Genomic DNA, 25,617 nt, shown 5'->3' with positions numbered 1-25,617 from the left:
ATGGCCATGCCGCTCCGACAGTCCATCAAGGTCGCTACGTACTTGGCTGAACAGAAGCTGCGTCGGCGGGACAAGTTCCCGCTCATCGTGGAGCTGGAGCCGCTGTACGCCTGCAACCTCAAGTGCGAGGGGTGCGGCAAGATCCAGCACCCGGCCGGGGTGCTCAAGCAGCGGATGCCGGTCGCGCAGGCCGTGGGGGCCGTGCTGGAGTCCGGTGCCCCCATGGTGTCCATCGCAGGCGGCGAGCCGCTGATGCATCCGCAGATCGACGAGATCGTGCGGCAGCTGGTGGCCAAGCGGAAGTACGTCTTCCTGTGCACCAACGCCCTGCTGCTGCGCAAGAAGATGGACAAGTTCAAGCCCTCCCCCTACTTCGCGTTCGCGGTGCACATCGACGGGCTGCGCGAGCGGCACGACGAGTCGGTGGCGAAGGAGGGCGTGTTCGACGAGGCGGTCGAGGCCATCAAGGAGGCCAAGCGGCAGGGCTTCCGGGTGACCACCAACTCGACCTTCTTCAACACGGACACCCCGCAGACCATCATCGAGGTGCTGAACTTCCTCAACGACGACCTCAAGGTCGACGAGATGATGATCTCGCCCGCCTACGCCTACGAGAAGGCCCCCGACCAGGAGCACTTCCTCGGCGTGGAGCAGACCCGCGAGCTGTTCAAGAAGGCCTTCGCGGGCGGCAACCGGCGGCGCTGGCGGCTCAACCACTCCCCGCTCTTCCTGGACTTCCTGGAGGGCAAGGTCGACTTCCCGTGCACCGCCTGGGCGATCCCGAACTACTCGCTCTTCGGCTGGCAGCGCCCCTGCTACCTGATGGCCGACGGGTATGTGCCGACGTACCGGGAGCTGGTCGAGGACACCGACTGGGACAAGTACGGCCGCGGCAAGGACCCGCGCTGCGCCAACTGCATGGCGCACTGCGGCTACGAGCCCACCGCCGTCCTCGCCACCATGGGATCGCTGAAGGAGTCCCTGCGCGCCATGCGCGAGACGGTCTCCGGAAACCGGGAGTGAGGCCATGACCGCCATCCCGCTGGGCGTTCCCGAGGTACCGGTCCGGCCGATCGCCGAGCGGCGCGTCTCGCGCCGGATCCAGGTCGGTCCGGTGACGGTCGGGGGCGGTGCCCCGGTGTCGGTGCAGTCGATGACGACGACCCGTACGTCCGACATCGGCGCCACGTTGCAGCAGATCGCCGAACTCACCGCGTCCGGCTGCCAGATCGTCCGGGTCGCCTGCCCCACGCAGGACGACGCGGACGCGCTGGCGACCATCGCGCGCAAGTCGCAGATCCCGGTGATCGCGGACATCCACTTCCAGCCGAAGTACGTCTTCGCGGCCATCGAGGCGGGCTGCGCGGCGGTCCGCGTCAACCCCGGCAACATCAAGCAGTTCGACGACCGGGTCAAGGAGATCGCGCGGGCCGCCAAGGACCACGGCACCCCGATCCGGATCGGCGTCAACGCCGGCTCGCTGGACCGGCGGCTGCTCCAGAAGTACGGCAAGGCGACCCCGGAGGCGCTCGTGGAGAGCGCGCTGTGGGAGGCGTCCCTGTTCGAGGAGCACGACTTCCGGGACATCAAGATCTCCGTCAAGCACAACGACCCGGTCGTGATGATCGAGGCGTACCGGCAGCTCGCCGAGAGTTGCGACTACCCGCTGCACCTCGGGGTGACGGAGGCGGGTCCCGCCTTCCAGGGCACGATCAAGTCGGCGGTGGCCTTCGGCGCGCTGCTGTCGCGGGGCATCGGCGACACGATCCGGGTGTCGCTGTCGGCGCCGCCGGCCGAGGAGGTCAAGGTCGGCATCCAGATCCTGGAGTCCCTGGGGCTGCGGCAACGCCGGCTGGAGATCGTCTCCTGCCCCTCCTGCGGGCGCGCCCAGGTCGACGTCTACAAGCTCGCCGACGAGGTCACGGCCGGACTCGAGGGCATGGAAGTGCCGCTGCGGGTCGCCGTCATGGGATGTGTGGTCAACGGACCCGGCGAGGCGCGGGAGGCCGATCTGGGGGTGGCCTCCGGCAACGGCAAGGGGCAGATCTTCGTCAAGGGCGAGGTCATCAAGACCGTCCCCGAGTCGAAGATCGTCGAGACGCTGATCGAAGAGGCGATGAAGCTCGCCGAGCAGATGGAGCAGGACGGCGTGGGGTCGGGGGAGCCGGCCGTCACCGTGAGCTGAAGAGCACGGAATTCGAAGGGGGCCCGAGCGTGACGATTCTGGAGAGCATCCGGGGACCACGCGACCTGAAAGCGCTGTCCGAGCCGGAACTCGGCGAACTGTCCGCGGAGATCAGGGAGTTCCTGGTGCACGCGGTCGCCAGGACCGGGGGGCATCTGGGACCCAACCTGGGGGTGGTGGAGCTCACCGTCGCCCTGCACCGGGTCTTCGAGTCGCCGGTCGACCGCATCCTGTGGGACACCGGCCACCAGAGCTACGTCCACAAACTGCTGACCGGACGCCAGGACTTCTCCAAGCTGCGCGGCAAGGGCGGCCTGTCCGGCTACCCCTCGCGCGAGGAGTCCGAGCACGACGTCATCGAGAACAGCCACGCCTCCACGGCGCTCGGCTGGGCCGACGGGCTCGCCAAGGCACGCCAGGTGCAGGGGGAGAAGGGCCATGTCGTCGCGGTGATCGGCGACGGCGCCCTGACCGGCGGCATGGCCTGGGAGGCGCTCAACAACATCGCGGCCGCCAAGAACCGCCCGCTGATCATCGTCGTCAACGACAACGAACGCTCCTACGCCCCGACCATCGGCGGCCTCGCCAACCACCTCGCGACGCTGCGCACGACCGACAGTTACGAGCGGGTCCTCGCTTGGGGCAAGGACGTGCTCCAGGGCACGCCACTGGTCGGCACCACCCTCTACGAGGCCCTGCACGGCGCCAAGAAGGGCTTCAAGGACGCGTTCGCCCCGCAGGGCCTGTTCGAGGACCTGGGCCTGAAGTACGTGGGCCCGATCGACGGGCACGACATCGGGGCCGTGGAGTCCGCCCTGCGGCGCGCGAAACGCTTCCACGGGCCGGTCCTCGTCCACTGCCTCACGGAGAAGGGCCGCGGCTACGAACCCGCCCTCGCCCACCAGGAGGACCACTTCCACACCGTCGGCGTCATGGACCCGCTGACCTGCGTGCCGCTCTCCCCGGCGGGCGGCCCCTCGTGGACCTCCGTGTTCGGCGACGAGATCGTCAGGATCGGCGAGGAACGGGACGACGTCGTCGCGATAACCGCCGCCATGCTCCATCCCGTCGGCCTGGGCAGGTTCGCCGAGCGGTTCCCGGACCGGGTGTGGGACGTCGGTATCGCCGAGCAGCACGCGGCCGTGTCCGCGGCGGGCCTGGCGACGGGCGGCCTGCACCCGGTCGTCGCCGTCTACGCCACCTTCCTCAATCGCGCCTTCGACCAGCTCCTGATGGATGTGGCCCTGCACCGGTGCGGGGTGACCTTCGTGCTGGACCGGGCCGGTGTCACCGGCGTCGACGGGCCCTCCCACAACGGCATGTGGGACATGTCGATCCTCCAGGTGGTCCCCGGCCTCAGGATCGCCGCGCCGCGGGACGCCGACCAGCTGCGCGCCCAGCTGCGCGAGGCCGTCGCCGTCGACGACGCGCCGACTCTGCTGCGCTTCCCGAAGGAGTCCGTCGGCCCGTCGATCCCGGCGGTCGACCGCGTGGGCGGACTGGACGTGCTGCACCGCGCGGACCGGGCGGAGGTGCTTCTGGTCGCCGTCGGTGTCATGGCGCCCGTCTGCCTCCAGGCCGCCGAGCTGCTCGAAGCCCGCGGCATCGGCTGCACCGTCGTCGACCCGCGCTGGGTCAAGCCCGTCGACCCGGCGCTGCCCTCTCTCGCCGCCGAACACCGCCTGGTCGCCGTCGTCGAGGACAACAGCCGGGCGGCCGGGGTCGGCTCGGCCGTGGCGCTGGCCCTGGGGGACGCCGAAGTCGACGTGCCCGTACGGCGCTTCGGGATCCCGGAGCAGTTCCTCGCGCACGCCAAGCGCGGCGAGGTGCTCGCCGACATCGGCCTGACACCCGTCGAGGTCGCCGGACGGATCAGCGCGAGCCTGACCGTGAAGAAAGAGCTGTCCAAGGAGCCACAGGAATGACCACCGCCGAATCCGCATCGGAGTCGTCGCAGGCCGGGGAGTTCGACCTCGGTGCACTGCTGGCCGAGCGCGGAGCCGAGCGCTACGAGCTGCACACCCGGTACCTCAACCACCAGCTCCCGCGCATGCTGCACACCATCGGCTTCGACAAGGTCTACGAGCGCGCCGAGGGCGCCTACTTCTACGACGCGGACGGCAACGACTACCTGGACATGCTCGCCGGGTTCGGGGTGATGGGCCTCGGCCGTCACCACCCCGTGGTGCGCAAGGCGCTGCACGACGTCCTGGACGCCGAGCTCGCCGACCTCACCCGCTTCGACTGCCAGCCGCTCCCGGGCCTGCTCGCCGAGAAGCTGCTCGCGCACAGCCCCCACCTGGACCGGGTGTTCTTCGGCAACAGCGGCACGGAGGCCGTCGAGGGAGCGCTGAAGTTCGCCCGCTACGCCACCGGCAGGCCCAGGATCCTGTACTGCGCGCACGCCTTCCACGGCCTGACCACCGGCTCCCTCTCCGTCAACGGGGAGTCGGGTTTCCGTGACGGCTTCGCCCCGCTGCTGCCCGACACGGCCGTACCGCTCGGCGATCTCGACGCGCTGGAACGGGAGTTGAGGAAGGGCGACGTCGCCGCCCTGATCGTCGAGCCGATCCAGGGCAAGGGCGTGCTGGAATCCCCGCCCGGTTACCTCCTGGCCGCCCAGGAACTGCTGCACCGGCACAAGGCGCTGCTGATCGCCGACGAGGTGCAGACGGGCCTCGGCCGCACCGGCGACTTCTACGCCTACCAGCACGAGGAGGGCGTGGAACCCGACCTGGTGTGCGTGGCCAAGGCGCTCTCCGGCGGCTATGTGCCGGTGGGCGCGACGCTCGGCAAGGACTGGATCTTCAAGAAGGTCTACTCGTCGATGGACCGGGTGCTGGTCCACTCGGCGAGCTTCGGGTCCAACGCGCAGGCCATGGCGGCGGGCCTGGCGGTGCTGTCGGTGCTGGAGAACGAGCAGATCGTCGCGGGGGTCCGGGCCACCGGGGAACTGTTCAGATCCCGGCTCGCGGCGCTGACGGACAAGTACGAGATGCTCGCCGACGTCCGCGGGCGGGGCCTGATGATCGGCATCGAGTTCGGCCGGCCGAAGTCGCTGAAGCTGCGCAGCCGCTGGGCCATGCTCCAGGCCGCGCGCAAGGGACTGTTCGCGCAGATGGTCGTCGTACCGCTGCTCCAGAAGCACCGGATCCTCACCCAGGTCTCCGGCGACCACATGGAAGTGATCAAACTGATCCCGCCGCTGATCATCGGGGAGCGGGAAGTCGACCGGTTCGTCGACGCCTTCACGGCCGTGATGGACGACGCGCACGACGGGGGCTTGATGTGGGACTTCGGCAAGACACTCGTCAAACAGGCGGTGGCGAACCGCTGACCTTTTGCCTGTGAGGCAAGAAATTTGCCGCTGGGGCAAGGCTGCGGCTGAATGGAGGCATGAGCTCCTCCGAGACCGAGCGGCCCTCCAGGGCCGCCCCGTCGCCCGACCAGGCAGCGGATGCGCTGCCCGCCGTCGCGCCGCAGCTGCGGTCGCTGCGGCGCCAGGCCTCACTGACCCTGGAGGCCGCGGCCCGCGCCGCCGGGCTGTCGCCCGCCCACCTCTCCCGCCTGGAGACCGGGCAGCGCCAACCCTCACTGCCGATGCTGCTCGCGCTCGCCCGCATCTACGGTACGACCGTCGCCGAGCTGCTCGGCGAGACGGCCGCCGCTCGGGACGCCGTCATACGCGCCGCCGACATGGAACCGACCGAGGCGGGCGGCTGGACGTACTGGCAGGCCGGCGCGCCCGGGCGCGGGATGCAGGCCCTGCGCGTCCACGTCCCGTACGGCTCCCAGGGCGACATCGTCCGCGTCCATCCCGGCGAAGAGTGGCTCCATGTGCTCCGGGGACGGCTGCGACTGCGCCTCGGCGACACCACGCACCAGCTCGCGCCGGGCGACAGCGCCCACTTCGACTCGCTGACCCCGCACCGGATCGCCGCTCAGGACCCGGACGGTGTCGAACTGCTCTTCGTCCACACCCTCTTGCAGAGTCCCACGGCCGCCCTGTGCCTGGGCCCCACCCCGGGAGACAGGCCGTGAAGGACATGGAGGAGAAGTTTCCCCGCGCCCTGTGGGTGCGGCTGTTCATCTACCTCGTCGTGGGCCATGTCTTCGCGGCCTTCGTGTATCTGCTCTTCGAGGTGGGCGCCAAGTAGCCGGCGGGCCGGCGGCGGCCGTCAGTCCAGCAGCCGCTCGCGCAGCCGCCCCCGGGTCTGCGGGGTGAGCCCGAGCCCCTTCTCCAGGTAGGCGTCGACGCCGCCCCAGGTCTCCTGGATGGTGTCGAAGGCCGCCGTCAGATACTCGGCGCGCGCGTCGAACAGGGGGCTGAGCAGCTCCATGACCTCGGGGGAGTAGGCCGAGGCGGCGGTGCTGCTGCGGTGCACCTTGTAGCGGCGGTGCTTGGCGTTGGACTTCAGGTAGTCGTCGACGATCGCCTCGCGCTCGACGCCCAGGGCGAGCAGTGTCACCGCGATGGACAGGCCCGCGCGGTCCTTGCCCGCCGCGCAGTGCATCAGCGCGGGGACGCTGTCCTCCGCGAGCGCGTGCAGCACCCGGGAGTGCTCGGCCGTGCGGCTCCGGATGATCGCGCGGTACGAGGCGATCATCCGGTCCGCGCCCTTGCCGTCCGCGAGGATCGCGCGCAGCTGGTCCAGGTCGCCGTCGCGCACCATCTTCCAGAACTCGGCGCCGTCGGCGGGGTCGCTCAGCGGCAGGTTCACATTGCGCACGCCCGGCAGTTCGACGTCCGGCCCTTCCAGCTTCTGGTCGGCCGCGTTGCGGAAATCGAAGATCGTGTGCAGGCCCAGGGTGGCCAGGAAGGCGGCGTCCTCCCCGGTCGCATGGGCGAGGTGGCCGCTGCGGAACAGCACTCCCTGCCGCACCCGCCGTCCGTCCACGGTCGGAAGCCCGCCCACATCGCGGAAGTTGCGCACTCCGGCCAGCTCGGGCTCGGTCGACGGGACCTGCTGTGTCACGAGGGCTCCTCCCCTTCGGCGCCGCCGGCGCGGCTCGTCGACGGGCATCACTCGACGATACGACATGCCTGCCTGGGGCAATGAGTTGTCCACAGGCGTTGCCGGAAGCCCCCGCGGCCCTTGATGATGTCGGAGCCTGGTCGCACCTGGTCGGGCTTGTTCGAATCTGTGAGGCCTTGATGCTGGACATCTCCGAAGACGGTCGTACATGGGTCCTCTCCGGGCCGGCCAGCAGCTACGCCGTCCATGTCACCGACCGGGACGAACTGCTGCACCTGCACTGGGGGCCCCGGATCGCCCTCGCCGACGCCGAGGCCCTCGCCGTCCGGCCGCTGCCGGACTACTGGCCCTTCGAGTCACCGCTCGACGGACGCGAGGAGTATCCGGTCGAGGGCGGCCCCCGTTTCACCCGGCCCGCCCTGTCCGTACGCACCGGCGAGCGGCGCGGCACCGAGTGGACCTACGAGGGCCATGACGCCGAGGACGGTGAGCTGCGGCTGCGCTTCCGCGACGGCGAGCTGGCCATCACGCTGCACTACCGGATGCGCCCCGGGACGGACGTCGTCGAACGCCGGGTGACCCTCGACAACCACGGACCCGCCGTTGAGGTGCTGCGCGCCGACTCCGCCACCTGGACCCTGCCCGACCGCGACTCCTGGCGGCTGTCGCAGCTGTACGGCCGCTGGGGTGCCGAGTCCCGGCTGGAGCGCTCCGGCCTCACCCACGGCGAGAAGGTCATCGGCAGCCGCCGCGGCCACACCGGTCACCAGCACCTGCCATGGGTCGCGCTCGACACCGACGCGACCGAGGAGCACGGCGAGGTCTACGGATGCGCCCTGAGCTGGTCCGGGTCCTGGCGGATCGCCGTGGCCCAGCTCCCGGACGCGCGCGTGCAGATCACCGGCGGGGCCGGCTACGACGACTCGGGCCTGCTGATGCTGGGCACGGGGGAGTCATACACGACGCCCGTCTTCGCCGGGCTCTGGAGCGACGGCGGCTTCGGCGGGGCGAGCCGCGCCTGGCACGCCTACCAGCGGACGTACGTGATCCCGGACGCGGACCAGGACCGGCCGGTGCTGTTCAACTCGTGGGAGGCCACCGAGTTCGACATCTCCGAGGAACAGCAGCGGGCGCTCGCCGAGCGGGCCGCCGCCATGGGTGTCGAGCTGTTCGTGGTCGACGACGGCTGGTTCGGGACGCGCACGAGTGACCGGGCCGGGCTCGGCGACTGGACCCCCAACCCCGACCGCTTCCCGGGCGGCCTGAAGCCGCTCGCCGAGCACGTGCACGGCCTCGGCATGCAGTTCGGGATCTGGGTCGAGCCGGAGATGGTCAACCCGGACAGCGAGCTGTACCGCGCGCACCCGGACTGGGTGCAGTATCAACCGGGACGAAAGCGGACGGAGTTCCGCAATCAGCTCGTACTGAACCTCGCCCGCGAGGACGTCCAGGAGTACCTCTGGGAGCAGCTCGACGGGCTCCTGTCCAGCGCGCCGATCGACTACGTCAAGTGGGACTTCAACCGCTGCTTCACCGACGCCGGGTGGCCGGACGACCCCTACCCGCAGCGGCTGTGGGTCGACCACGTGCACGCCCTGTACGCCCTGCTGGACCGGCTGCGGGCCGCCCACCCCGGGGTGGCCTTCGAGTCCTGCTCGGGCGGCGGCGGCCGGATCGACCTCGGTGTGCTCGGCCGCACGGACCAGGTGTGGACCTCGGACAATACCGACCCGCTCGACCGGCTCGCCATCCAGCACGGCTTCAGTCAGATCCACCCGGCCCGGGTCATGGCCGCCTGGGTCACCGACAGCCCGAACGCCATGCTCAACCGCCGGGCCAGCTCCCTGCGGTTCCGGTTCGTCAGCGCCATGGCCGGGGTGCTCGGGGTCGGCGGCGACCTCACGAAGTGGACGGAGCGGGAACTCGCCGAGGCGCGGGACTGGGTGGAGCTCTACAAGGAGATCCGGCCCGTGGTGCAGCGCGGCGACCTGTACCGGCTGCGCCCGCCGGAGGGCGGCCTGAGCGCCGTGCAGTACGTCCTCGGCGACGAGATCGTCGTCCTCGCCTGGCTCCAGGCGCAGCGCTACGGCGAGCCCGTTCCGCCGCTCCGGCTGCGGGGTCTCGACCCGGCGGCGTCGTACGAATGCCTCGAAACGGGCGAAACTCACCGGGGAGCCGTGCTGCTCCATCACGGGCTGCGGGTCGGTCTGCGCGGGGATCTGGACGCCACCGTCGTCCGGCTTAAGAGCAAATAGCCCTTCTGTCCGAATGGAGAGTGCTTCGGTTGTTTAGGCATAACGTGCCCCGGCTGTAAAGGAGATGAGGTCGGGGTGCGTGAGCATCGTCATATTCGTGACGATGTGTTGTTGCCATGTGCACGTAATTTCGGTGTGATTCAGGGGAATTGCGGGGAGCTGGAGATCGGAAATCCACGCTCCGTGACGGAAAAAATGTCGGCGCGTCAAGAAAAACGCCGTCACGGGCAACCGCGAGCTTGTCCCTTTGCGTCCTGGTCGCTTACGTTCCCCACCAATCCGGACGGACGCCTAATCCTGCCGCCGCCCGGAGCCCGCACACACTGACCCGACGTACGGCAGGAGCGGGGGACCCACAGGTAAGACGCCTGTTCCGGTTCCCGGAACGGCTTGGGGTTAAGCCGCGCCTCGGCGTGGCCGGGCATCTCCAGTCCGAACCCGACAGCTCACCTCGCAGGCGACGGAGAGGAATTCGCCATGCCCGCGAAGGGTAAGCATCGCCGCCCGAAGTCCCAGCGTTTCACCCGCTCCATCGCCGTCGCCGGAACCGGTGGGGCCGCTCTCGCCCTTCCACTCATGGGGGCCGCCGGCGCCCACGCCGCCACCCCGCAGTCGGCTCCGGAAAAGGCCGTCCAGTCCGCGCCGGCCGCCGAGAAGAAGGCCACCGAAAAGGCTACGGGCGCCCGCTCGTACACCGTGCGGGCCGGTGACTACCTCGCGAAGATCGCCGACGAGCAGCACGTCGACGGCGGCTGGAAGAAGCTCTACTCGGACAACCGTGACGCCGTCGGCGACGACCCGTCGCTGATCCACCCGGGGCTGAAGCTGGCGATCGGCAAGAAGGCGGCGGCGAGCGGGTCCCCGGCCCCGTCGAAGGCCTCGCCATCCAAGTCCTCGAAGTCCCCGGCGTCGAAGTCGTCCGCTGCCGAGTCGCCCTCGAAGCCGGCCGCCGCCAAGCCGGCCGCCGCCAAGTCGGCCGCCGCGACCTCCAGCGGCTACACCCTCCCCGTCGAGGGCGCCACCGTCGGCACCCCGTACCACATGTCCGGCAGCATGTGGTCCAGCGGCTACCACACCGGTGTCGACTTCGTCGTCCCGACCGGCACCTCGCTCAAGGCCGTCAGCGCGGGAACGGTCGTCTCCGCCGGGTGGGGCGGCGCGTACGGCAACCAGGTCGTCATCAGGCTGAACGACGGCAGCTACGCGCAGTACGCCCACCTGTCCTCGCTCTCCGTCTCGGCCGGCCAGACCGTGAGCGCCGGGCAGCAGATCGGCCTGTCCGGTGCCACCGGCAACGTGACCGGACCGCACCTGCACTTCGAGATCCGCACCACGCCGGACTACGGCTCGGACGTGGACCCGGTCGCCTTCCTGCGCTCGCACGGCGTCTCCGTCGGCTGACCGACCGCGTCACCACCTGCCTGACACGCGACCGAAGGCCGGACCCCGATCCCCGGGTCCGGCCTTCGGTGTGTGCGCGCACCTTCCGATCGCCCCAAGGGATCGACAGCGGGCGGCAGTTGGGACACAGTGATCCCATCCGGAGCGCAAGCGCTTTCTAGATCCTTCCAGGCGGATCACCAAGGAGATGTGTCCCGTGCCGACCTCCCGCAGAGCGTTCGCCAGCCTGGCCGCCGGAGCCGCCGTGGCGGCCCTCGTCCCGACGGGCGCCGCGCACGCCGCGCCCCGGCACCGCCGCCTCATCGCCCGAGACGACTTCCATCACGGCCTCGCCCAGTGGGCGACCGAACTCCAGGACGGCGGCACCGTCACCGCGTCCCGTGGTGTTCTGGAGATCGACGTACCGAGCGGCGCGACCGTATGGTTCAGGCAGCGGCTCGAAGGGCCGTACGCCCTCGAGTACACCGCCACGCCCGTCTCCGAGGGCGGGGCCAACGACCGTGTCTCGGACCTCAACAACTTCTGGAACGCGACCGACGTCCGCTCCCCGGCCGACCTCTTCGCCACGCCGCGCGGTGGGGCGCTGGACGAGTACGACCACCTCACGACGTACTACGCCGGCTACGGTGCCAACTACAACACTACGACCCGGCTGCGGCGGTACGTCGGGCAGCCCGGAGTCCGGCCCCTGGTCCACGACTACACCGAGCCGCTGCTGGTGCCGGGTGAGCCGAACCGGGTGCGGATCGTCTCCGACGGTTCGACGGTGCGGTGGTGGAACAACGGGAGGCTCGTCTTCGACTACCGCGATCCGGAGCCGTACACGAGTGGGCACTTCGGCTTCCGGACCGTGTGGAGTCACTTCCGGATCACGGGATTCCGGGTGTGGCGACTGACCCCCCAACATCGCTGACGGGTGTCCTATTCCGGAGTTGGTGAACACTTGGGGAGTGGCTTATCTCACCGCCCGTCAACCCTTTCCTACGGTCGCGTAGGTCACATTAGAAGGTGAATCATGTGCTGCTGTGGCAGACGATTCGAAGAGTGACAGCAGAGCAGTGATCGGGTCGTACGTGGCGGTGGGGGACAGCTTCACCGAGGGTGTCGGTGATCCCGGCCCCGACGGGGCGTTCGTCGGCTGGGCCGACCGGTTCGCCGTCCTGCTCGCCGACCGCCGGCCCGAAGGCGACTTCCAATACACCAACCTCGCCGTGCGCGGGAAACTCCTCGACCAGATCGTGGCGGACCAGGTTCCACGGGCCGTAGAAATGGCCCCGGACCTCGTCTCGTTCTGCGCCGGAGGTAACGACATCCTCCGGCCCGGTACCGACCCGGACGAGGTGGCCGAGCGCTTCGAGCGGGCCCTGGTGCGGCTCACCGCCGTGGCCGGCACGGTGATGGTGACGACTGGGTTCGACACGCGTGGGATGCCCGTGCTCAAGCACCTGCGCGGCAAGATCGCGACCTACAACGGGCATGTGCGGGCCATCGCCGACCGGTACGGCTGCCCGGTGCTCGACCTGTGGTCCCTGCGCAGTGTCCAGGACCGCAGGGCCTGGGACGCCGACCGGCTGCACCTGTCGCCGGAGGGGCACACGCGGGTGGCGCTCCGCGCGGGGCAGGTGCTCGGGCTGGAGGTTCCGGCGGACCCGGAGCAGCCGTGGCCGCCGCTGCCGGCTCGGGGCCCTCTTGAGGTCCGGCGGGACGACGTGCACTGGGCGCGGGAGTTTCTGGTGCCGTGGATCGGGCGGCGGCTGCGTGGGGAGTCGTCGGGGGATCATGTGACGGCGAAGGGTGCGTTGTCGCCGGAGGACATCCGGATGCGGATCGCTGCGGTGGCGTAGCGGCTGCGGCTGCGCCCGCGGCTGGCTTGTAAGTCGGGGCCGCGTCGGGGGGTGTCCGTCCTCGGAACGGCGCGATGGGGTCGGACACCCCCCGACACGTCCCCTTCTCGCCGTGCGCGGCCGCGCGTGCGTAGTGGCTCAGCTGCCGTCGGCCGCCGCTGCGGGCAATCGTGCCTCCCCCAGTGCCTCAAGGGCCTGGGAGGTGCCCCCAGGCGGCACGGGTGGGCGCAGCGGCACCCCGCTCCGCCGGGCTGCGCCCCCGCCCGCCCCGGGCAGCCGCCGGCAGCAGCTTGCGGCGCCGGGTTGGGCAGTGCCCGGCGCTGGCCTCGGCTCGGTGTATTGCGGCGAGGCGAACCTCGTGAAGGCGGCCTTCAGCGACCGCTGCCCTGAACCATGTGCGTCACGCTCATGGACAGGGACCACGGAGGACTGCATGGACCGTCGTACGTTTCAGCGAGGGCTCGTCGCGCTCGGTGCCGCGGGAGGAGCCGGTCTCGCACTCGGCCCGGACGCCGCGTCGGCCGCACCCGCGAGCCCCGGCAGGCTCCGGAGCCGGTCGCTGAGGGAGTACTCCCTTCCTGAGGCCGGACAGACCCATGAACCCGTGAAGGTGCCCGGCGCCCCGCTGCTCCTCATCACCCAGTGGTACCCCAGCCGACTGCTCAAACTCGCACTGGACCCGCACACCGAACAGGTCACCGGGCTCGCGCAGTTCCCGCTGGGCGACGACACGGACCTGCCGCACGGCCTGGCCGCCTCCACCCGCTACCCGGGCCGGATCTGGGCCACGCTGGAAGGCGGGAACCACTTGCTGCTGCTGGACCCCGCGCCGCACTCTTCGCAGGCGGCACCCCGACCACCGTCACCCCGAGCGCCACTGGTTCTTCGAAGCCCGCGCACAGCCGGTCTTCGTCGGGCGGCACCCGGTGAGCGGCGAGTTCTACGCGAGCCAGGACAAGGCCAGTTCCCTGCTGCGGATTCCGTTCCCGTCCGGTCGTACGACGCAGATCGCGATTCCGCCGGAGCGTGGTGCCACCCCCGTCGGGGTGATCGCCGGGCTGGACGCGCTGTTGATGGCGCTGCTCGGTACGGAGGAGGGAGGTACGGGCACCTTCAGACGGATCGACGAGCAGGGCCGGATCACCCGGTACCGCCTGTCGTCTCCCATGGCACGTACGGCCGGGCTGCTGCACCTCGCCTTCGACCCTCCCAAGTCCGGCCGAGGCCGTGGCCTGTGGCTCCTGGGCTCGTCCATCGTCAGCGACCGCGTCCTGGATCTGATCGTGCGGGTGGAGCTGGACCGCTCACACCGGCGGATCGTCTCCGAGGACGCGGTGGCGCTGCCCACCCAGCTGTCCAAAGCCCACCGTCTGCTGGTGACGCGCCGCAGCGTCTTCGCCACGGAGATGCACACCCCGACCCTCGCCCAACTGGATTCTGCCTGAGGCGCGTTGCTCAGTCCGTCGACGCGGCCCGCTCGGTCCGACCGCCGCCGAACACCTCCTCGACGAGCCTCTGCGTCGCCTGCTGGAACGGCCCGGCCAGGGACATAGCGGCGTCGTCCACGTAGTTCAGCGTGGCGGTCAGGGTCGTGCGGCCGTCGGGCGTGCTGTACATCAGCGCCGCGTGGCCCGTGATGCCGCCGTTGTGGGTGATGATCGTGCCGCCGCCCTCCGTGTCCTGCACGAACACCCCCAGACCGTAGCCCGCCTTGGGATGCGGCGTGCACATCTCCGCCAGCAGCGGAGCCGGCAGGAGCTTGCCGCCCAGGAGCGCGGAGATGAACGTGTGGAGGTCCCGGGTGGTCGAGATCATGTCACCGCCGCCGGAGATCCAGGAGGGGTCCTGCCGGGTGACGTCCACCGTCTTCTGCCGGCCGTCCTCCTCCTCGTACCGGTAGTAGGCGTGGGCATGCGGCTCAGGGACCTCATGCTGGGTGTAGGGCGCCACGGTGCCCGACAGTCCGAGCGGCTCGATGATCCGCCGCCGCATCTCCTCGGCCGGCGAGCGGCCGGTGACCTTCTCGACCAGCAGCCTGGCCAGCACGTAGTTGGTGTTGGAGTAGTTCCAGTCCGTCCCCGGCTCGAACCGCGCCGGCTTGGACAGCGCCAGCTGTACCAGTTCCTGCGGCCGGTAGGTCTTGAATCGGTTGTCCACCCACTCCTTGCCCCTGACGGGGATGCCCGGCGCGAACGTCCCGTCGTCGTAGAACTCGCCGGTGAAGTTGAACACCCCGCTGGTGTGCTGGAGCAGCATTCGCACAGTGACCCGGCGGTCCAGCCCGAACTCGGGCAGGTGGTCATCCGCCGGGGTGTCCAGCCCGATCCTGCCTTCGGCCACCAGATGCAGGACCAGGGCCGCGGTGAAGGTCTTGGTGTTGCTGCCGATCCGGCAGTGTCCGTCGGCCGGCGGCTCGGCACTCTCGCCCAACTCGCGTAAGCCGGCGCTGCCGGCCCACTCGCCCCGCTCGTCGTGCACGCGCAGCTGCACCCCGGTGAAACCGGAATCGACGATCTCCTGCATGGCCTTCTGCAACTCCGGGCGATCGGTCATCGTGCTCTCCTACGTTCGTTGTTTCGGATGACAGAAAAGCTACGTTGCGTTTAGAGAGACGGCAATTGCACTGTTGCGTGGGGTCGCAGTTTCTGCAGGACTTAGCAGAAAAATCGTTGCAATGGGTTTACACTCAATGCAACGACCGTTGTTCTGGCCGTTGCAATGCTGGGAAAGTGAACGCTATGCTCGCGGCACCTTGGAGCACGAAGGAGTTCGCGATGCCGGGAGGCAGGCTCACCCTGCAGGAGCGTCAGCAGATCGCGCAGGGGCTGGGTGATGGACTCGCCTATGCGGAGATCGCCAGAGGGCTCGGGCGCCCGACCTCGACGGTCACGCGTGAGGTGATGCGCAACGGCGGCCCGACCGCCTACCGTGCCGACCTGGCCCACCGCGCCACCGAACGCCGGACCCACCGGCGCAGGCAGGTCGCTCCCCGGGGGGCGCAGACGCCCGCGCCGGGCCACGGGCGTGACGTCGAGGCCGTGCGCGAGTACGAGGAGATGTTCACCACCCTCCTCATGCAGCAGGGCCTGCCCAAGATGATGTCCCGGGTGCTGACCTGCCTCTACACCACCGACGCGGGCAGCCTCACCGCGTCCGAGCTCGTCCGGCACCTTCAGGTCAGCCCGGCCTCCGTGTCCAAGGCGGTCGCGTTCCTGGAGAGTCAGGGGCTCATCCGCCGGGAGCGCGGCGAGGGCCGCCGCGAGCGCTACGCCGTCGACGACGACGTCTTCTACCAGTCGATGATCGCCGCCGCCCGGTCCAACACCCAACTGGCCGCGGCCGCACGGCAGGGCGTCGGTGTCCTCGGTCCAGACACCCCGGCCGCCATCCGCCTGGAGAACATCGCCCGTTTCGTCGACTTCGTCGCCGAGAGCCTCATCCGTGCCGCGGAGCAGGCCCGCGAGGTGCTCCACAGCAAGCCCGAAACGACCTCGGGCGGCACCGACCCTCGTGAATAGGCGGCTGTTTCGGGTCGCTTCCGGTCAGGGGCGGCTCAAGGCCGCCGGTTCCAGGCCCAGTTCGCGGGCCAGTGCTTCCTCGGCCCACTCCTGGGCCCGTGCCCGCGGCACCGCGCCCGGGTAGGAGGTCAGCTGGACGGCGAGGCCGTCGAGGAGGGCGGTGAGGCGCAGGGCCGTGCCGTGGGGGTCGGGGCAGTGGAACTCGCCTGCCGCCATGCCCTCCGTGATGACCTCGGCGAGAGCCGCCTTCCACTGCCGGTCGAGGTCCTGGGTGACCTCCCGCAGCGCGGGCTCGCGCAGTGCCGCCGCCCAGCCCTCGATCCACAGCCGCCAGCCCTTGGCCTGGCCGGTCGGGGCGTACCACCGTACGGCCGACCGCAGCCGGCGCAGTGCCGACGTGCGGCGGCCGAGCAGCCTGCGCAGATGCGCGAGGTCGGCCTCGGCCGCGTGCCGGAACGCAGCGGCGACCAGCTTCTCCTTCGTCGAGAAGTGGTAGAGCACCAGTGCGTTGCTCACGCCGAGCGCCGAGGCCACGTCGGCGATCCTGACCGCTGCCACACCCCGGGCCTCGATCTGCTCGACGGCTGCCCGCAGCAGCTCCCCGCGCCGTTCCGCCACGCTCAACCGGACTCTCGTCACGCCGTCACCCTACACACGCGCCCGCACCCTCTTGACCGGTGTATTCAGCCGGTACGGCAAGGGGCCCAGGGCTGTTCCAGCCGTCTCTCAGCGGTAGCAGCCGAACCGTTCCGCCATGACCGGCAGCCGGTCCGCCACGAGGGCGTGGGCGGCGGCCCGCGGTGTCGTGCCGTCGGCCCGTGCGCGGGCCAGCATCCGCTCCACCAGGGACCGCATCGAGCGGCGCGTGTGCGCGAACGCCTCCTCGGCGTCGGGGCCGATGTCCCCGAACAGCGTCCACCACCACCAGGCGTTCGTCCCGGAGTTGACCACGACGTCGGGCAGCACGGTCACCCCGCGCGCGGCGAGCAGCAGCTCCGCCTCCGGTCGTACGGGCATGTTGGCCGCCTCGACGACCCAGCGGGCGGTGATCCGCTCCTGGTTCGCGGCGTCGATCGCGTACGAGACGGCCGCGGGGACCAGGACGTCCGCGTCGGCCGACAGCCAGGCGTCGCCCGGCAGTTCGAGGTCGCCGGGGCGCAGGGCGGAGCGATCCACGGTGCCGTGCGCGTCCCGCGCGGCGAGCAGTGTCTCGACGTCGAGCCCCGCCGGACTGGCGATCGTGCCCTTGATGTCGGCGACGGCCACGACCGTGAGTCCCGCGCGCGTGAGGAACCGCGCGGTGGCCCCGCCCATGGTGCCCAGCCCCTGGAGGGCGACCCGCGTCCCCGCGCGGGGCACTCCGGCGTGGTCCAGTGCCGTGAGGGCCGCCTCGGCGACACCGCAGCCGCCGGCCAGTGCGTCCAGGCCGATGCCGTCCACCTCGACCGCGAAGGCGTCCCGGAGCCGCCGCCGCGCCTCGGCCTCGTCGTCCAGCAGCGGGTAGACGGCCTGGATGGAGGAGACCAGCCCCGCCTCGGCCGCGGCCCGGTCGACCAGGTCCTGGGTGAGCCCGAGGTCCTCGCCGGTCGTCCAGAGGCTTTCGATGTACGGCCGCATGGCGCGCAGGTACCGCACCAGCAGCGGATAGGCCTCCGGGTCGCGCGGGTCACAGTCGATGCCGCCCTTGGCGCCGCCGAGCGGGACGTAGCGGGCGGCGGGGTCGTAGTGGAGCGCCTCCTTCATGGTCATGCCGCGGGCCAGGCCGGTGACCTCGTCCAGAGTGCAGCCCGCGCGCATCCGCAGGCCGCCGCTGGCGACACCGCGTAGCAGCCGGTCGACGACCAGGAAGCCCTGGCGGCCGGTGATGTGGTCGGTCCAGGTGAGGGACAGCAGGGGGCTGGCCATGCGGGCTCCTTCGCCGTGATATCGCCGTGATTACTGAATCGGCGTTCAGTATCACCGCCGTGGGACCCCTGGGTCCCGGTGTGTGCGGAGGGGCCGACCATAATGGAAAGCCTGACCGACTCCACCTGGAGGTACCGTGGCCGGTTTCCGTTCCCCGAGCTCCGGGCTCCGTGCGCTCCGGCCCGGGGCGTTCGGCGCGGATCCGAGCGGTGAGCGCATGGCGCGCATCCGTAGATCGCCCCACTTCAAGGACGGGGTCTTCCAGAACCCCGGAGGTCCCGCGCGGACCCGGCCCTCGGGCTCCACCCTCGACTTCGCCAAGGTCTTCTTCGACAAGGAGACCCGGCCCCGCCGTGCCCCGAAGGGCACCGTGCCGGTGCACGCCACGACCCTCGCCGATATCGCCCGGCCCCCGGCCACCGGGCTGCGCCTGACCTGGATGGGGCACTCCAGCGTGCTCGCCGAGATCGACGGCCGGCGCGTGCTGTTCGACCCCGTGTGGGGTGAGCGCTGCTCCCCGTTCCCGTTCGCCGGGCCGAAGCGGCTGCACCCGGTGCCCCTGCCGCTGGCCGCGCTCGGCCCGGTCGACGCCGTGGTCATCTCGCACGACCACTACGACCACCTGGACATGCCCACCATCAAGGCCCTTGCCGGCACCGACACGCTGTTCGCCGTGCCGCTCGGCGTCGGCGCGCACCTGGAGCACTGGGGCGTGTCCGCCGGCCGGCTGCGCGAACTGGACTGGCACGAGTCGACGAAGATCGGCGGCCTCACCCTGACCGCCACTCCGGCCCGGCACTTCTGCGGCCGGGGCCTGCGCAACACCCAGCACACCCTGTGGGCCTCCTGGGTCGTCGCCGGCGAGGAGCACCGGATCTACCACAGCGGCGACACCGGCTACTTCGACGGCTTCAAGGGGATCGGCGCCGACCACGGGCCGTTCGACGCCACGATGATCCAGATCGGCGCGTACTCCGACTTCTGGCCCGACATCCACATGACCCCCGACGAGGGCATGCGCGCCCACCTCGACCTCCAGGGCGGACCGGAACACGGTCCGATGCTGCCGATCCACTGGGCCACGTTCAACCTCGCGACCCACCCGTGGGCGGATCCCGGCGAGGGGACGGTCGCGGCCGCCCGCGCCGTGGGCGCACGGATCGCCCTGCCCCACCCCGGCGAGCCCTTCGAGCCCACGGCCGAGAGCGTCCCTTCCGAGCCGTGGTGGCGCGGGGTGGCGCTCGCCCCGGCCGGTGGGTTTCCGGTCGGCGAAACCCTCGCCGACGCCGCGATCAAGACCACGTCGGACGCGGCAGCCGTGGCCCAGGCCGATACGGTGAGTGACGGTGGTGGCAAGGCGGCCAAGGGTACGGAGGACCCGGAAACGCTTCCGGCGGGCTGAGCCGGAGGGAGCGGAGGATCGACGGCGAGGGCCGGGGAGCGACAGGCTCCCCGGCCCTCGCCGTGTCTGTGTGACCACTTCTGACCAGGTCGGATCGAACGGTTGCCGTTCGAGTTCGGAGGTGTCAGGGGGTTATCGGTCTGTCGTACGAGACCTCATACCAGAGCGGGACGCTCACCGTATGAGTTTGTCAACTGCCCACCGCACATGATGCGCTGACGACTACTGTCAGTGTCCGTCGGGAGACAGACGGATCAGGGAGTGGGGACCGGTACGTGCAGGCGCATGGCGGACGAGGGAGTCGACGCGAGGGGGATCCCCGCCGCCCGCGCACGACCGACGCCGGAACGGGAGCCGCCGTGGTGGCCGCCTCCGGGCCCGGGCAGCACTCGGACTCCGGACCCGGCGGTGCCGGGCGGATGCCGGACGGGCCCGAGCGGATGCCGGACGGGCCCGAGCGGAAGCCGGACGGGCCCGAGCGGGCGGCCCGGGGCGTGCGGAAGCGGCCGCGTGAGCCCGGCCGCACCACCGCAAGCCCCCCTGGCACCCAGGACCGACGGACCAGTACGAGGACACCGATGTCTCACCTCCGCGCCCCGGCCGCACGCGCAGACCGCCGTGAGAGCGGGCGGCACGGGCGGCCGGCCGGCCGCACCGCACCCACGCTGCCCGAGACCCATATACGGCCCCAGCTGCTGCGTCTCGCCGTGCTGCCGCCCGTCGCCGTCGCCCTCAGCGGCTGTGCCGCCGTCCTCTTCACCGTCCGGTCCACCGGGGCGCGGCCTGGGCCGACGCTGTGGGCCGTGCTCTCCGGGGCGGTCTCGGTGACCCTCGTCGGCATCGTCGTCGCCGCGGTGGCCGCCAACCGGGCCGCCCGGTCCGTGCACGACCGCATCGGCGTCCTGCGCCGCGCCACCGCGCGGCGCGAGGCCGACCTGCGCGCCCTGGTCGAGGCGCTGCGCCGCGGCGACGTTCCGCCGCAGCCCGGCCCGCAGAGCAGTCCACGCGGGGGCCCCGCAGAGGGCGCCGACGACTTCGAACTCCTCGCCGCCGACCTGACCCGCGCGCACGACGGCGCCGTCACCGCCGTCGTCCAGGCCTCACAGCTCTCCAGCCAGGCGGGCAGCGAACAGAAGCTCGAGGTGTTCGTCAACCTCGCCCGCCGCCTGCAGTCACTCGTGCACCGCGAGATCTCCATCCTCGACGAGCTGGAGAACGAGATGGAGGACCCCGACCTGCTCAAGGGGCTCTTCCACGTCGACCACCTCGCCACCCGCATCCGCCGCCACGCCGAGAACCTCGCCGTGCTCGGCGGGGCCGTCTCCCGCCGTCAGTGGAGCAACCCCGTCTCCATGACCGAGGTGCTGCGCTCCGCCATCGCAGAGGTCGAGCAGTACTCGCGGGTCAAGCTCGTGCCGCCGATCGACGGCACCCTGCGCGGACACGCCGTGGCCGACGTCATCCACCTGCTGGCCGAACTCGTCGAGAACGCCACGGTGTTCTCCGCCCCGCACACCCAGGTGCTGCTGCGCGCCAACCTCGTCACCTCCGGGCTCGCCGTCGAGGTCGAGGACCGTGGACTGGGCATGCCGCTGGAGGAGCAGACGCGGATGAACGCCCTGCTCGCCGACCCGGACCAGGTGAACGTCGCCCGGCTCCTCGCGGACGGCCGCATCGGGCTGTTCGTCGTCTCGCAGCTGGCGCGGCGGCACGGCATCACCGTCCGTCTCCAGAGCAACATCTACGGCGGAGTGCAGGCGGTGCTCGTCGTGCCGCAGGCGCTGCTGGGGGCGGAGGCGGACGTGCCCGGGGGCACCGGGCAGGCCGTGGGACAGCTCGGGCAGCTCGGGCAGTCAGCGGGCGGGGCTGGAGACTCCGGCGGGAGCGGGCCCGAGTCCGGAGCCGGAGCGGTGTCGAGGAGGGGGTCGTCCCGAGCCGAGGGCGCCGTGTCAGGAGTCCCGGCGGTGTACGGGTTCTCGTCCGGGTCGGGTGCCGCGTCCGAGGCGTCACCGTCGGTGCCGCAGACGGCCGGTGCGTCCCGGGCCCACCAGCAGGAGGCCGAACGGGACTCGGGCGGAAGCCCGCAGAGCGGCCGGCCCGCGCCCCTGCCCGTGCGCGGGACGCATCGGGGGCGGCCCAATCCGGCCGAGGCGAGGCCCGGGATCAGCCCCGACGACCGGCGCATCCTCGCCGAGAACGGGACATCGCCGCCCACCCCGCGCAACGGCACGGTGCGCGGCACCATGGGCAAGCCCCAACTGCCCCGCCGCCGTGCCCAGGAACACATCGCCCCCCAGCTGCGCGACGGTCCCACGCCGCGTCAGGACCCCGAGCTTGTCGTCGGCCACGACCCCGGCCTGATGGCGGCCTTCCAGCGCGGCATCAGCCTCGCCGAGGCCCAACAGCACATGGAGGCCGGGAACATGGACTGGGGCGACACGGCCCCGTCGACGCGCACGGAGCCGACGCACACGGAGTCGGCACACATGGGGCCGACACACACGGAGTCGGCCCACGTGGAGTCGGCCCATGTGACGCCGCTCCACAGAGAGCCCACACGCAACGAGCCCACCTCCAGGGAACCCACACACAGGGAGTCCGCACACCGGGACCCCATCCCCATGGAGCCGGTGCACACCGAGTCCCTCCCCACCGTGGACGCGGCCCGCATAACCGAGGCGCGCGGCGCACGGGACGGTGTGACCGCGTCCCGCCCCGACCACACCACCACCCGGCAGGACGGGAGCGCACCCGCCGGATGACCACCCCCCTTTCCACCCACGTTTCCACCTCCACCCCCAGCGCTCCCGCAGACCTTCGTACCTCAAGGAGTCGATCCACCATGGCGAGCGATGCGCCGACCGCCCATGTATCCGATCTCGACTGGCTGATGAGCGGCCTCGTGCAGCGCGTACCGCACACGAGCGCCGCGGTGCTCCTGTCCTGCGACGGGCTCGTGAAGTCCGTGCACGGCCTCGACCCGGACAGCGCCGACCACATGGCCGCCCTGGCCTCCGGCCTGTACTCCCTCGGCCGCAGCGCCGGCGTCCGCTTCGGCGACGGCGGCGACGTCCGGCAGGTCGTGGTCGAACTCGCCTCGACCCTGCTGTTCGTCACCACCGCCGGCTCCGGAACCTGCCTGGCCGTGCTGGCGGGCCGCGAGGCCGACGCGGCCGTCCTCGGCTACGAGATGGCGATGCTGGTCAAGAGTGTCCGCCCGTACCTGATCACCGCTCCCCGCCAGCAGTCCGTCGAATCCCCGGCGATGAGGCCTTGAGGGTGGCGGCGGCCGGTGACGGGCCCTGGCTCGACGACGCGGCCGGGCGGCTGGTGCGCCCGTTCACGGTCAGCAACGGCCGCACCCGTCCCACCGTCGCGCTCGACCTCATGTCGCAGGTGATGGCCACCGGGGCGACCCCCCTCGGCTACTTCGGCCCCGAGCACGCGCAGGCACTCGAGCGGTGCAGTGTGCCCGTCGCCGTCGCGGAGGTCGCCGCCCATCTGAAGCTGCCGGTGGCCGTCACCAAGGTGCTGCTGGCGGACCTCGTCGACTGCGGGGCGCTGACCACCAAGCCCCCCGCGTTCCACCACAACCCGACGGACCGGGCCCTTCTGGAGGCAGTGCTCGATGGACTACGACGACAGCTCTGACTACGCCGACGCTTCCGGCCACGGCGGCGATCCGTTCCCCACGGCCCTCAAGATCCTGGTGGCGGGCGGGTTCGGCGTGGGCAAGACGACCTTCGTCGGCGCGGTCAGCGAGATCGCGCCGCTCAGCACGGAGGAACTGCTCACCACCGTCAGTGCCGCGACCGACAACCTCGACGGCATCGAGAACAAGGTCGAGACGACCGTGGCCATGGACTTCGGCCGCATCACACTCGATCCGAAACACGTGCTGTACCTGTTCGGCACCCCAGGACAGGAGCGGTTCTGGTTCATGTGGGACGAGTTGTGCGCGGGCGCGCTCGGGGCGGTCATCATCGCCGACACCCGCCGCCTCGAGGAGTGTTTCGCGGCCGTCGACTTCTTCGAACAACGCGGCCTCGGCTTCATCGTCGCCGTCAACGAGTTCGACGGCGCCTACCGCTACGACCCGGGGGAGGTGCGCGCGGCCCTCGACCTGTCCGAGGAGATCCCCGTCGTGTGCTGTGACGCCCGGATCTCCAGCTCCGGGATCCAGACCCTGTTGACTCTCGTGCGCCACCTCATCGCCCATGCACCGGTTGCCCCCACGACCGGGTATGGCGCCCACATGTGATCCCTCAACACCCGTCACGGAGCCTGTATATGACGCATGCCCACAGTCCGGGAGGACGCCCATGAGCTACGACCCGCCGCGCCCGGCCGGTCGTCTGCTGCTCACACCCGAGGACAAGGAGGCCCCCGCCCGCGCCGGCCGACTGCGCCTGCTGGGTCTGGGGGAGCGCCCCGAACCCGCACTCGACGCCTTCGCGCACGGTCTCGCCGAGCTCACCGGGGCGCCGTACGCCATGGTCAACTTCCCGGACGAGCGGGGCCAGTTCTACGCGGGCCTGTACGTGCCGGCCGTCGCGCCGGTGGTGCGGAGCGACGGCACCCGCCCCCGGGTGGGCCGTACTCTGCCCCGCGACCATGGCTTCTGCCCCCATGTGGTGGCGCGACGCAAGGCTCTGGTCCTGGAGGACGTCCACGACTATCCGCGGTTCGCGGGCAATCCGGTGGTCGACGAGTTCGGTATCCGCTCCTATCTGGGAGCACCGCTCATCGACGGTACGGGCCTGGTGCTGGGCACGGTCAGCGTCGCCGACGTCGGGCCCCGGCCGTGGGGGAAGCCGGGCCTGACGGCCATCAAGGGACACGCCGCGCAGCTCGTCGCACAGCTGGAGGGCCGGGACGGGATGCTGCCCTACTGACACGCCCCGCGTTGCGCAGGGCACGCAGGGGGCGTGAAGGAAAGCTGAGGCGGCGCTTAAGAAAACCTCGATGGACCCGTGCGGCCGGCGTACGGCAGATTGCTGTGCGATTCCACTCCTCTCCCGGCCCAGGGGCTCCTTCGGCATGCCCGGAGCCGGGACTCACTCCCTGGAGCCGTAGCGGTGAAGGCGCTGGTCAAACAGAAGGCGGAACCCGGGCTGTGGCTCGCGGACGTCCCCGAGCCCGCCGTCGGGCCGGGTGATGTACTGATCAAGGTGCTGCGCACCGGCATCTGCGGCACCGACCTGCACATCAGGGCCTGGGACGGCTGGGCGCGGCAGGCGATCCGCACCCCACTCGTGGTCGGGCACGAGTTCGTCGGCGAGGTCGTCGAGACCGGGCGGGACGTCATCGACATAGCCGTAGGCGACCGGGTGAGCGGCGAAGGCCATCTGGTGTGCGGCAAGTGCCGCAACTGCCAGGCCGGGCGCCGGCACCTGTGCCGGGCCACCATAGGGCTGGGCGTGGGCCGCGACGGCGCGTTCGCGGAGTACGTCGTCCTGCCGGCCGCCAACGTCTGGGTGCACCGGGTGCCCGTCGACCTCGACGTGGCCGCGATCTTCGACCCGTTCGGCAACGCCGTGCACACCGCGCTGTCGTTCCCGCTCGTCGGCGAGGACGTGCTGATCACCGGCGCGGGCCCGATCGGTCTGATGGCCGCCGCCGTGGCCCGGCACGCCGGCGCCCGCAACGTCATGATCACCGACGTCAGCGAGGAGCGGCTGGACCTGGCCCGCAAGGTCGGGGTCAGCCTCGCGCTCAATGTCGCGGACGCCACCATCGCCGACGGGCAGCGCACGCTCGGCCTGCGCGAGGGCTTCGACATCGGCCTGGAGATGTCCGGTCGCCCCGAGGCCATGCGGGACATGATCGCCAACATGACGCACGGCGGCCGGATCGCGATGCTCGGCCTGCCCGCGCAGGAGTTCCCCGTCGACTGGGCCCGGATCGTCACCTCGATGATCACGATCAAGGGCATCTACGGTCGCGAGATGTTCGAGACCTGGTACGCGATGTCCGTGCTGCTGGAAGGCGGTCTCGATCTCGCGCCCGTGATCACCGGCCGGTACGGCTTCCGCGACTTCGAGGCGGCGTTCGCCGACGCGGCGAGCGGCCGCGGCGGCAAGGTCATCCTCGACTGGACCACGTAACTCCCCCTCACCGCCCAGCACTTC

At 70.9% G+C, this 25,617-nt stretch carries 23 protein-coding genes and 1 riboswitch; of the genes, 19 read left to right on the top strand and 4 right to left on the bottom strand.

The window, feature by feature from the left end; translation table 11 throughout:
* Genes hpnH through ACIBL4_RS02710 form a run of 6 tightly spaced genes read left to right on the top strand, consistent with a single transcriptional unit; the run spans position 1 to position 6,342 of the window.
* On the top strand, positions 1 to 1,023 hold the full coding sequence (hpnH, locus tag ACIBL4_RS02735; protein WP_356922744.1) for an adenosyl-hopene transferase HpnH: 1,023 nt from the start codon (positions 1 to 3) through the stop codon (positions 1,021 to 1,023).
* A 4-nt stretch (positions 1,024 to 1,027) separates the two neighbouring features.
* Positions 1,028 to 2,185, top strand: a complete 1,158-nt coding sequence (gene ispG, locus ACIBL4_RS02730; protein ID WP_399405790.1) for a flavodoxin-dependent (E)-4-hydroxy-3-methylbut-2-enyl-diphosphate synthase — start codon at positions 1,028 to 1,030, stop codon at positions 2,183 to 2,185.
* Between the two features lie 29 nt (positions 2,186 to 2,214).
* Positions 2,215 to 4,110 (top strand): 1-deoxy-D-xylulose-5-phosphate synthase, encoded by a 1,896-nt coding sequence (dxs, locus tag ACIBL4_RS02725; RefSeq protein WP_399405788.1) that lies wholly within the window; start codon positions 2,215 to 2,217, stop codon positions 4,108 to 4,110.
* Positions 4,107 to 5,522, top strand: coding sequence for an aspartate aminotransferase family protein (locus ACIBL4_RS02720; protein WP_399405786.1), 1,416 nt, complete (start codon positions 4,107 to 4,109; stop codon positions 5,520 to 5,522). The genes dxs and ACIBL4_RS02720 overlap by 4 nt, the downstream gene beginning before the upstream one ends.
* 59 nt (positions 5,523 to 5,581) lie before the next feature.
* Complete coding sequence (locus tag ACIBL4_RS02715) at positions 5,582 to 6,226, top strand: helix-turn-helix domain-containing protein (RefSeq protein WP_399405784.1); 645 nt, start codon at positions 5,582 to 5,584, stop codon at positions 6,224 to 6,226.
* Complete coding sequence (locus ACIBL4_RS02710; RefSeq protein WP_040903800.1) at positions 6,223 to 6,342, top strand: DUF6126 family protein; 120 nt, start codon at positions 6,223 to 6,225, stop codon at positions 6,340 to 6,342. Before ACIBL4_RS02715 ends, ACIBL4_RS02710 begins: the two co-directional genes overlap by 4 nt.
* Positions 6,343 to 6,363: 21 nt before the next feature.
* Here the strand turns inward: ACIBL4_RS02710 and ACIBL4_RS02705 are convergent, their stop codons facing one another.
* A complete protein-coding gene (locus ACIBL4_RS02705) occupies positions 6,364 to 7,161 on the bottom strand; it encodes a tyrosine-protein phosphatase (RefSeq protein ID WP_399405782.1) in 798 nt (265 codons plus the stop codon).
* 179 nt (positions 7,162 to 7,340) lie between these two features.
* On the opposite strand from ACIBL4_RS02705, the gene ACIBL4_RS02700 reads away from it, so the two are divergent.
* The 5 genes from ACIBL4_RS02700 to ACIBL4_RS02680 all read left to right on the top strand — a co-directional run bounded on the left by ACIBL4_RS02700 (position 7,341) and on the right by ACIBL4_RS02680 (position 14,106).
* Complete coding sequence (locus tag ACIBL4_RS02700; RefSeq protein WP_399405780.1) at positions 7,341 to 9,416, top strand: alpha-galactosidase; 2,076 nt, start codon at positions 7,341 to 7,343, stop codon at positions 9,414 to 9,416.
* Between the two features lie 311 nt (positions 9,417 to 9,727).
* Positions 9,728 to 9,889: riboswitch (cyclic di-AMP (ydaO/yuaA leader) on the top strand.
* 4 nt (positions 9,890 to 9,893) lie between these two features.
* Positions 9,894 to 10,817, top strand: a complete 924-nt coding sequence (locus tag ACIBL4_RS02695; protein ID WP_399405778.1) for a peptidoglycan DD-metalloendopeptidase family protein — start codon at positions 9,894 to 9,896, stop codon at positions 10,815 to 10,817.
* Positions 10,818 to 11,013: 196 nt separating this feature from the next.
* Positions 11,014 to 11,730: a DUF6250 domain-containing protein gene (locus tag ACIBL4_RS02690; RefSeq protein WP_399405776.1), complete on the top strand. Its 717-nt coding sequence runs from the start codon at positions 11,014 to 11,016 to the stop codon at positions 11,728 to 11,730.
* A gap of 145 nt (positions 11,731 to 11,875) precedes the next feature.
* Complete coding sequence (locus ACIBL4_RS02685) at positions 11,876 to 12,661, top strand: SGNH/GDSL hydrolase family protein (RefSeq protein ID WP_010044665.1); 786 nt, start codon at positions 11,876 to 11,878, stop codon at positions 12,659 to 12,661.
* 926 nt (positions 12,662 to 13,587) lie between these two features.
* Positions 13,588 to 14,106 carry a hypothetical protein gene (locus ACIBL4_RS02680; protein WP_399405774.1) on the top strand — a complete coding sequence of 173 codons (519 nt, stop codon included), beginning with the start codon at positions 13,588 to 13,590 and terminating at the stop codon, positions 14,104 to 14,106.
* Positions 14,107 to 14,116: 10 nt separating this feature from the next.
* Here the strand turns inward: ACIBL4_RS02680 and ACIBL4_RS02675 are convergent, their stop codons facing one another.
* Positions 14,117 to 15,214 carry a serine hydrolase domain-containing protein gene (locus ACIBL4_RS02675; protein WP_399405772.1) on the bottom strand — a complete coding sequence of 366 codons (1,098 nt, stop codon included), beginning with the start codon at positions 15,212 to 15,214 and terminating at the stop codon, positions 14,117 to 14,119.
* A gap of 221 nt (positions 15,215 to 15,435) precedes the next feature.
* On the opposite strand from ACIBL4_RS02675, the gene ACIBL4_RS02670 reads away from it, so the two are divergent.
* Entirely contained in the window at positions 15,436 to 16,179 is a 744-nt protein-coding gene (locus ACIBL4_RS02670) for a helix-turn-helix domain-containing protein (protein WP_399406542.1), read from the top strand.
* 24 nt (positions 16,180 to 16,203) lie between these two features.
* Here ACIBL4_RS02670 and ACIBL4_RS02665 read toward each other — a convergent pair whose 3' ends face one another.
* Positions 16,204 to 16,818, bottom strand: a complete 615-nt coding sequence (locus ACIBL4_RS02665) for a TetR/AcrR family transcriptional regulator (RefSeq protein ID WP_399405770.1) — start codon at positions 16,816 to 16,818, stop codon at positions 16,204 to 16,206.
* An 87-nt stretch (positions 16,819 to 16,905) separates the two neighbouring features.
* Positions 16,906 to 18,084, bottom strand: a complete 1,179-nt coding sequence (locus ACIBL4_RS02660) for a Glu/Leu/Phe/Val dehydrogenase dimerization domain-containing protein (RefSeq protein ID WP_399405767.1) — start codon at positions 18,082 to 18,084, stop codon at positions 16,906 to 16,908.
* Positions 18,085 to 18,220: 136 nt separating this feature from the next.
* Between ACIBL4_RS02660 and ACIBL4_RS02655 the strand changes: the two genes are divergently transcribed.
* The 7 genes from ACIBL4_RS02655 (at position 18,221) to tdh (ending at position 25,593) form a co-directional block, all read left to right on the top strand.
* A complete protein-coding gene (locus ACIBL4_RS02655; protein ID WP_399405765.1) occupies positions 18,221 to 19,486 on the top strand; it encodes an MBL fold metallo-hydrolase in 1,266 nt (421 codons plus the stop codon).
* A gap of 578 nt (positions 19,487 to 20,064) precedes the next feature.
* Complete coding sequence (locus ACIBL4_RS02650; RefSeq protein WP_399405763.1) at positions 20,065 to 22,248, top strand: ATP-binding protein; 2,184 nt, start codon at positions 20,065 to 20,067, stop codon at positions 22,246 to 22,248.
* 80 nt (positions 22,249 to 22,328) lie between these two features.
* Positions 22,329 to 22,763: a roadblock/LC7 domain-containing protein gene (locus ACIBL4_RS02645; protein ID WP_399405761.1), complete on the top strand. Its 435-nt coding sequence runs from the start codon at positions 22,329 to 22,331 to the stop codon at positions 22,761 to 22,763.
* Positions 22,764 to 22,765: 2 nt separating this feature from the next.
* A complete protein-coding gene (locus ACIBL4_RS02640; protein ID WP_399405759.1) occupies positions 22,766 to 23,137 on the top strand; it encodes a DUF742 domain-containing protein in 372 nt (123 codons plus the stop codon).
* Positions 23,115 to 23,747 (top strand): GTP-binding protein, encoded by a 633-nt coding sequence (locus ACIBL4_RS02635; RefSeq protein WP_399405757.1) that lies wholly within the window; start codon positions 23,115 to 23,117, stop codon positions 23,745 to 23,747. Before ACIBL4_RS02640 ends, ACIBL4_RS02635 begins: the two co-directional genes overlap by 23 nt.
* A 61-nt stretch (positions 23,748 to 23,808) precedes the next feature.
* Positions 23,809 to 24,381, top strand: coding sequence for a GAF domain-containing protein (locus tag ACIBL4_RS02630; protein ID WP_399405755.1), 573 nt, complete (start codon positions 23,809 to 23,811; stop codon positions 24,379 to 24,381).
* A 183-nt stretch (positions 24,382 to 24,564) separates the two neighbouring features.
* On the top strand, positions 24,565 to 25,593 hold the full coding sequence (tdh, locus tag ACIBL4_RS02625; protein WP_399405753.1) for an L-threonine 3-dehydrogenase: 1,029 nt from the start codon (positions 24,565 to 24,567) through the stop codon (positions 25,591 to 25,593).
* Positions 25,594 to 25,617: the final 24 nt, after the last annotated feature.

This window comes from Streptomyces sp. NPDC050416 (genome assembly GCF_044458845.1).
GTDB lineage: Bacteria > Actinomycetota > Actinomycetes > Streptomycetales > Streptomycetaceae > Streptomyces.
Note: the sequence above shows the minus strand (reverse complement) of the source record. Positions and strands in the feature narration are given on the sequence as shown.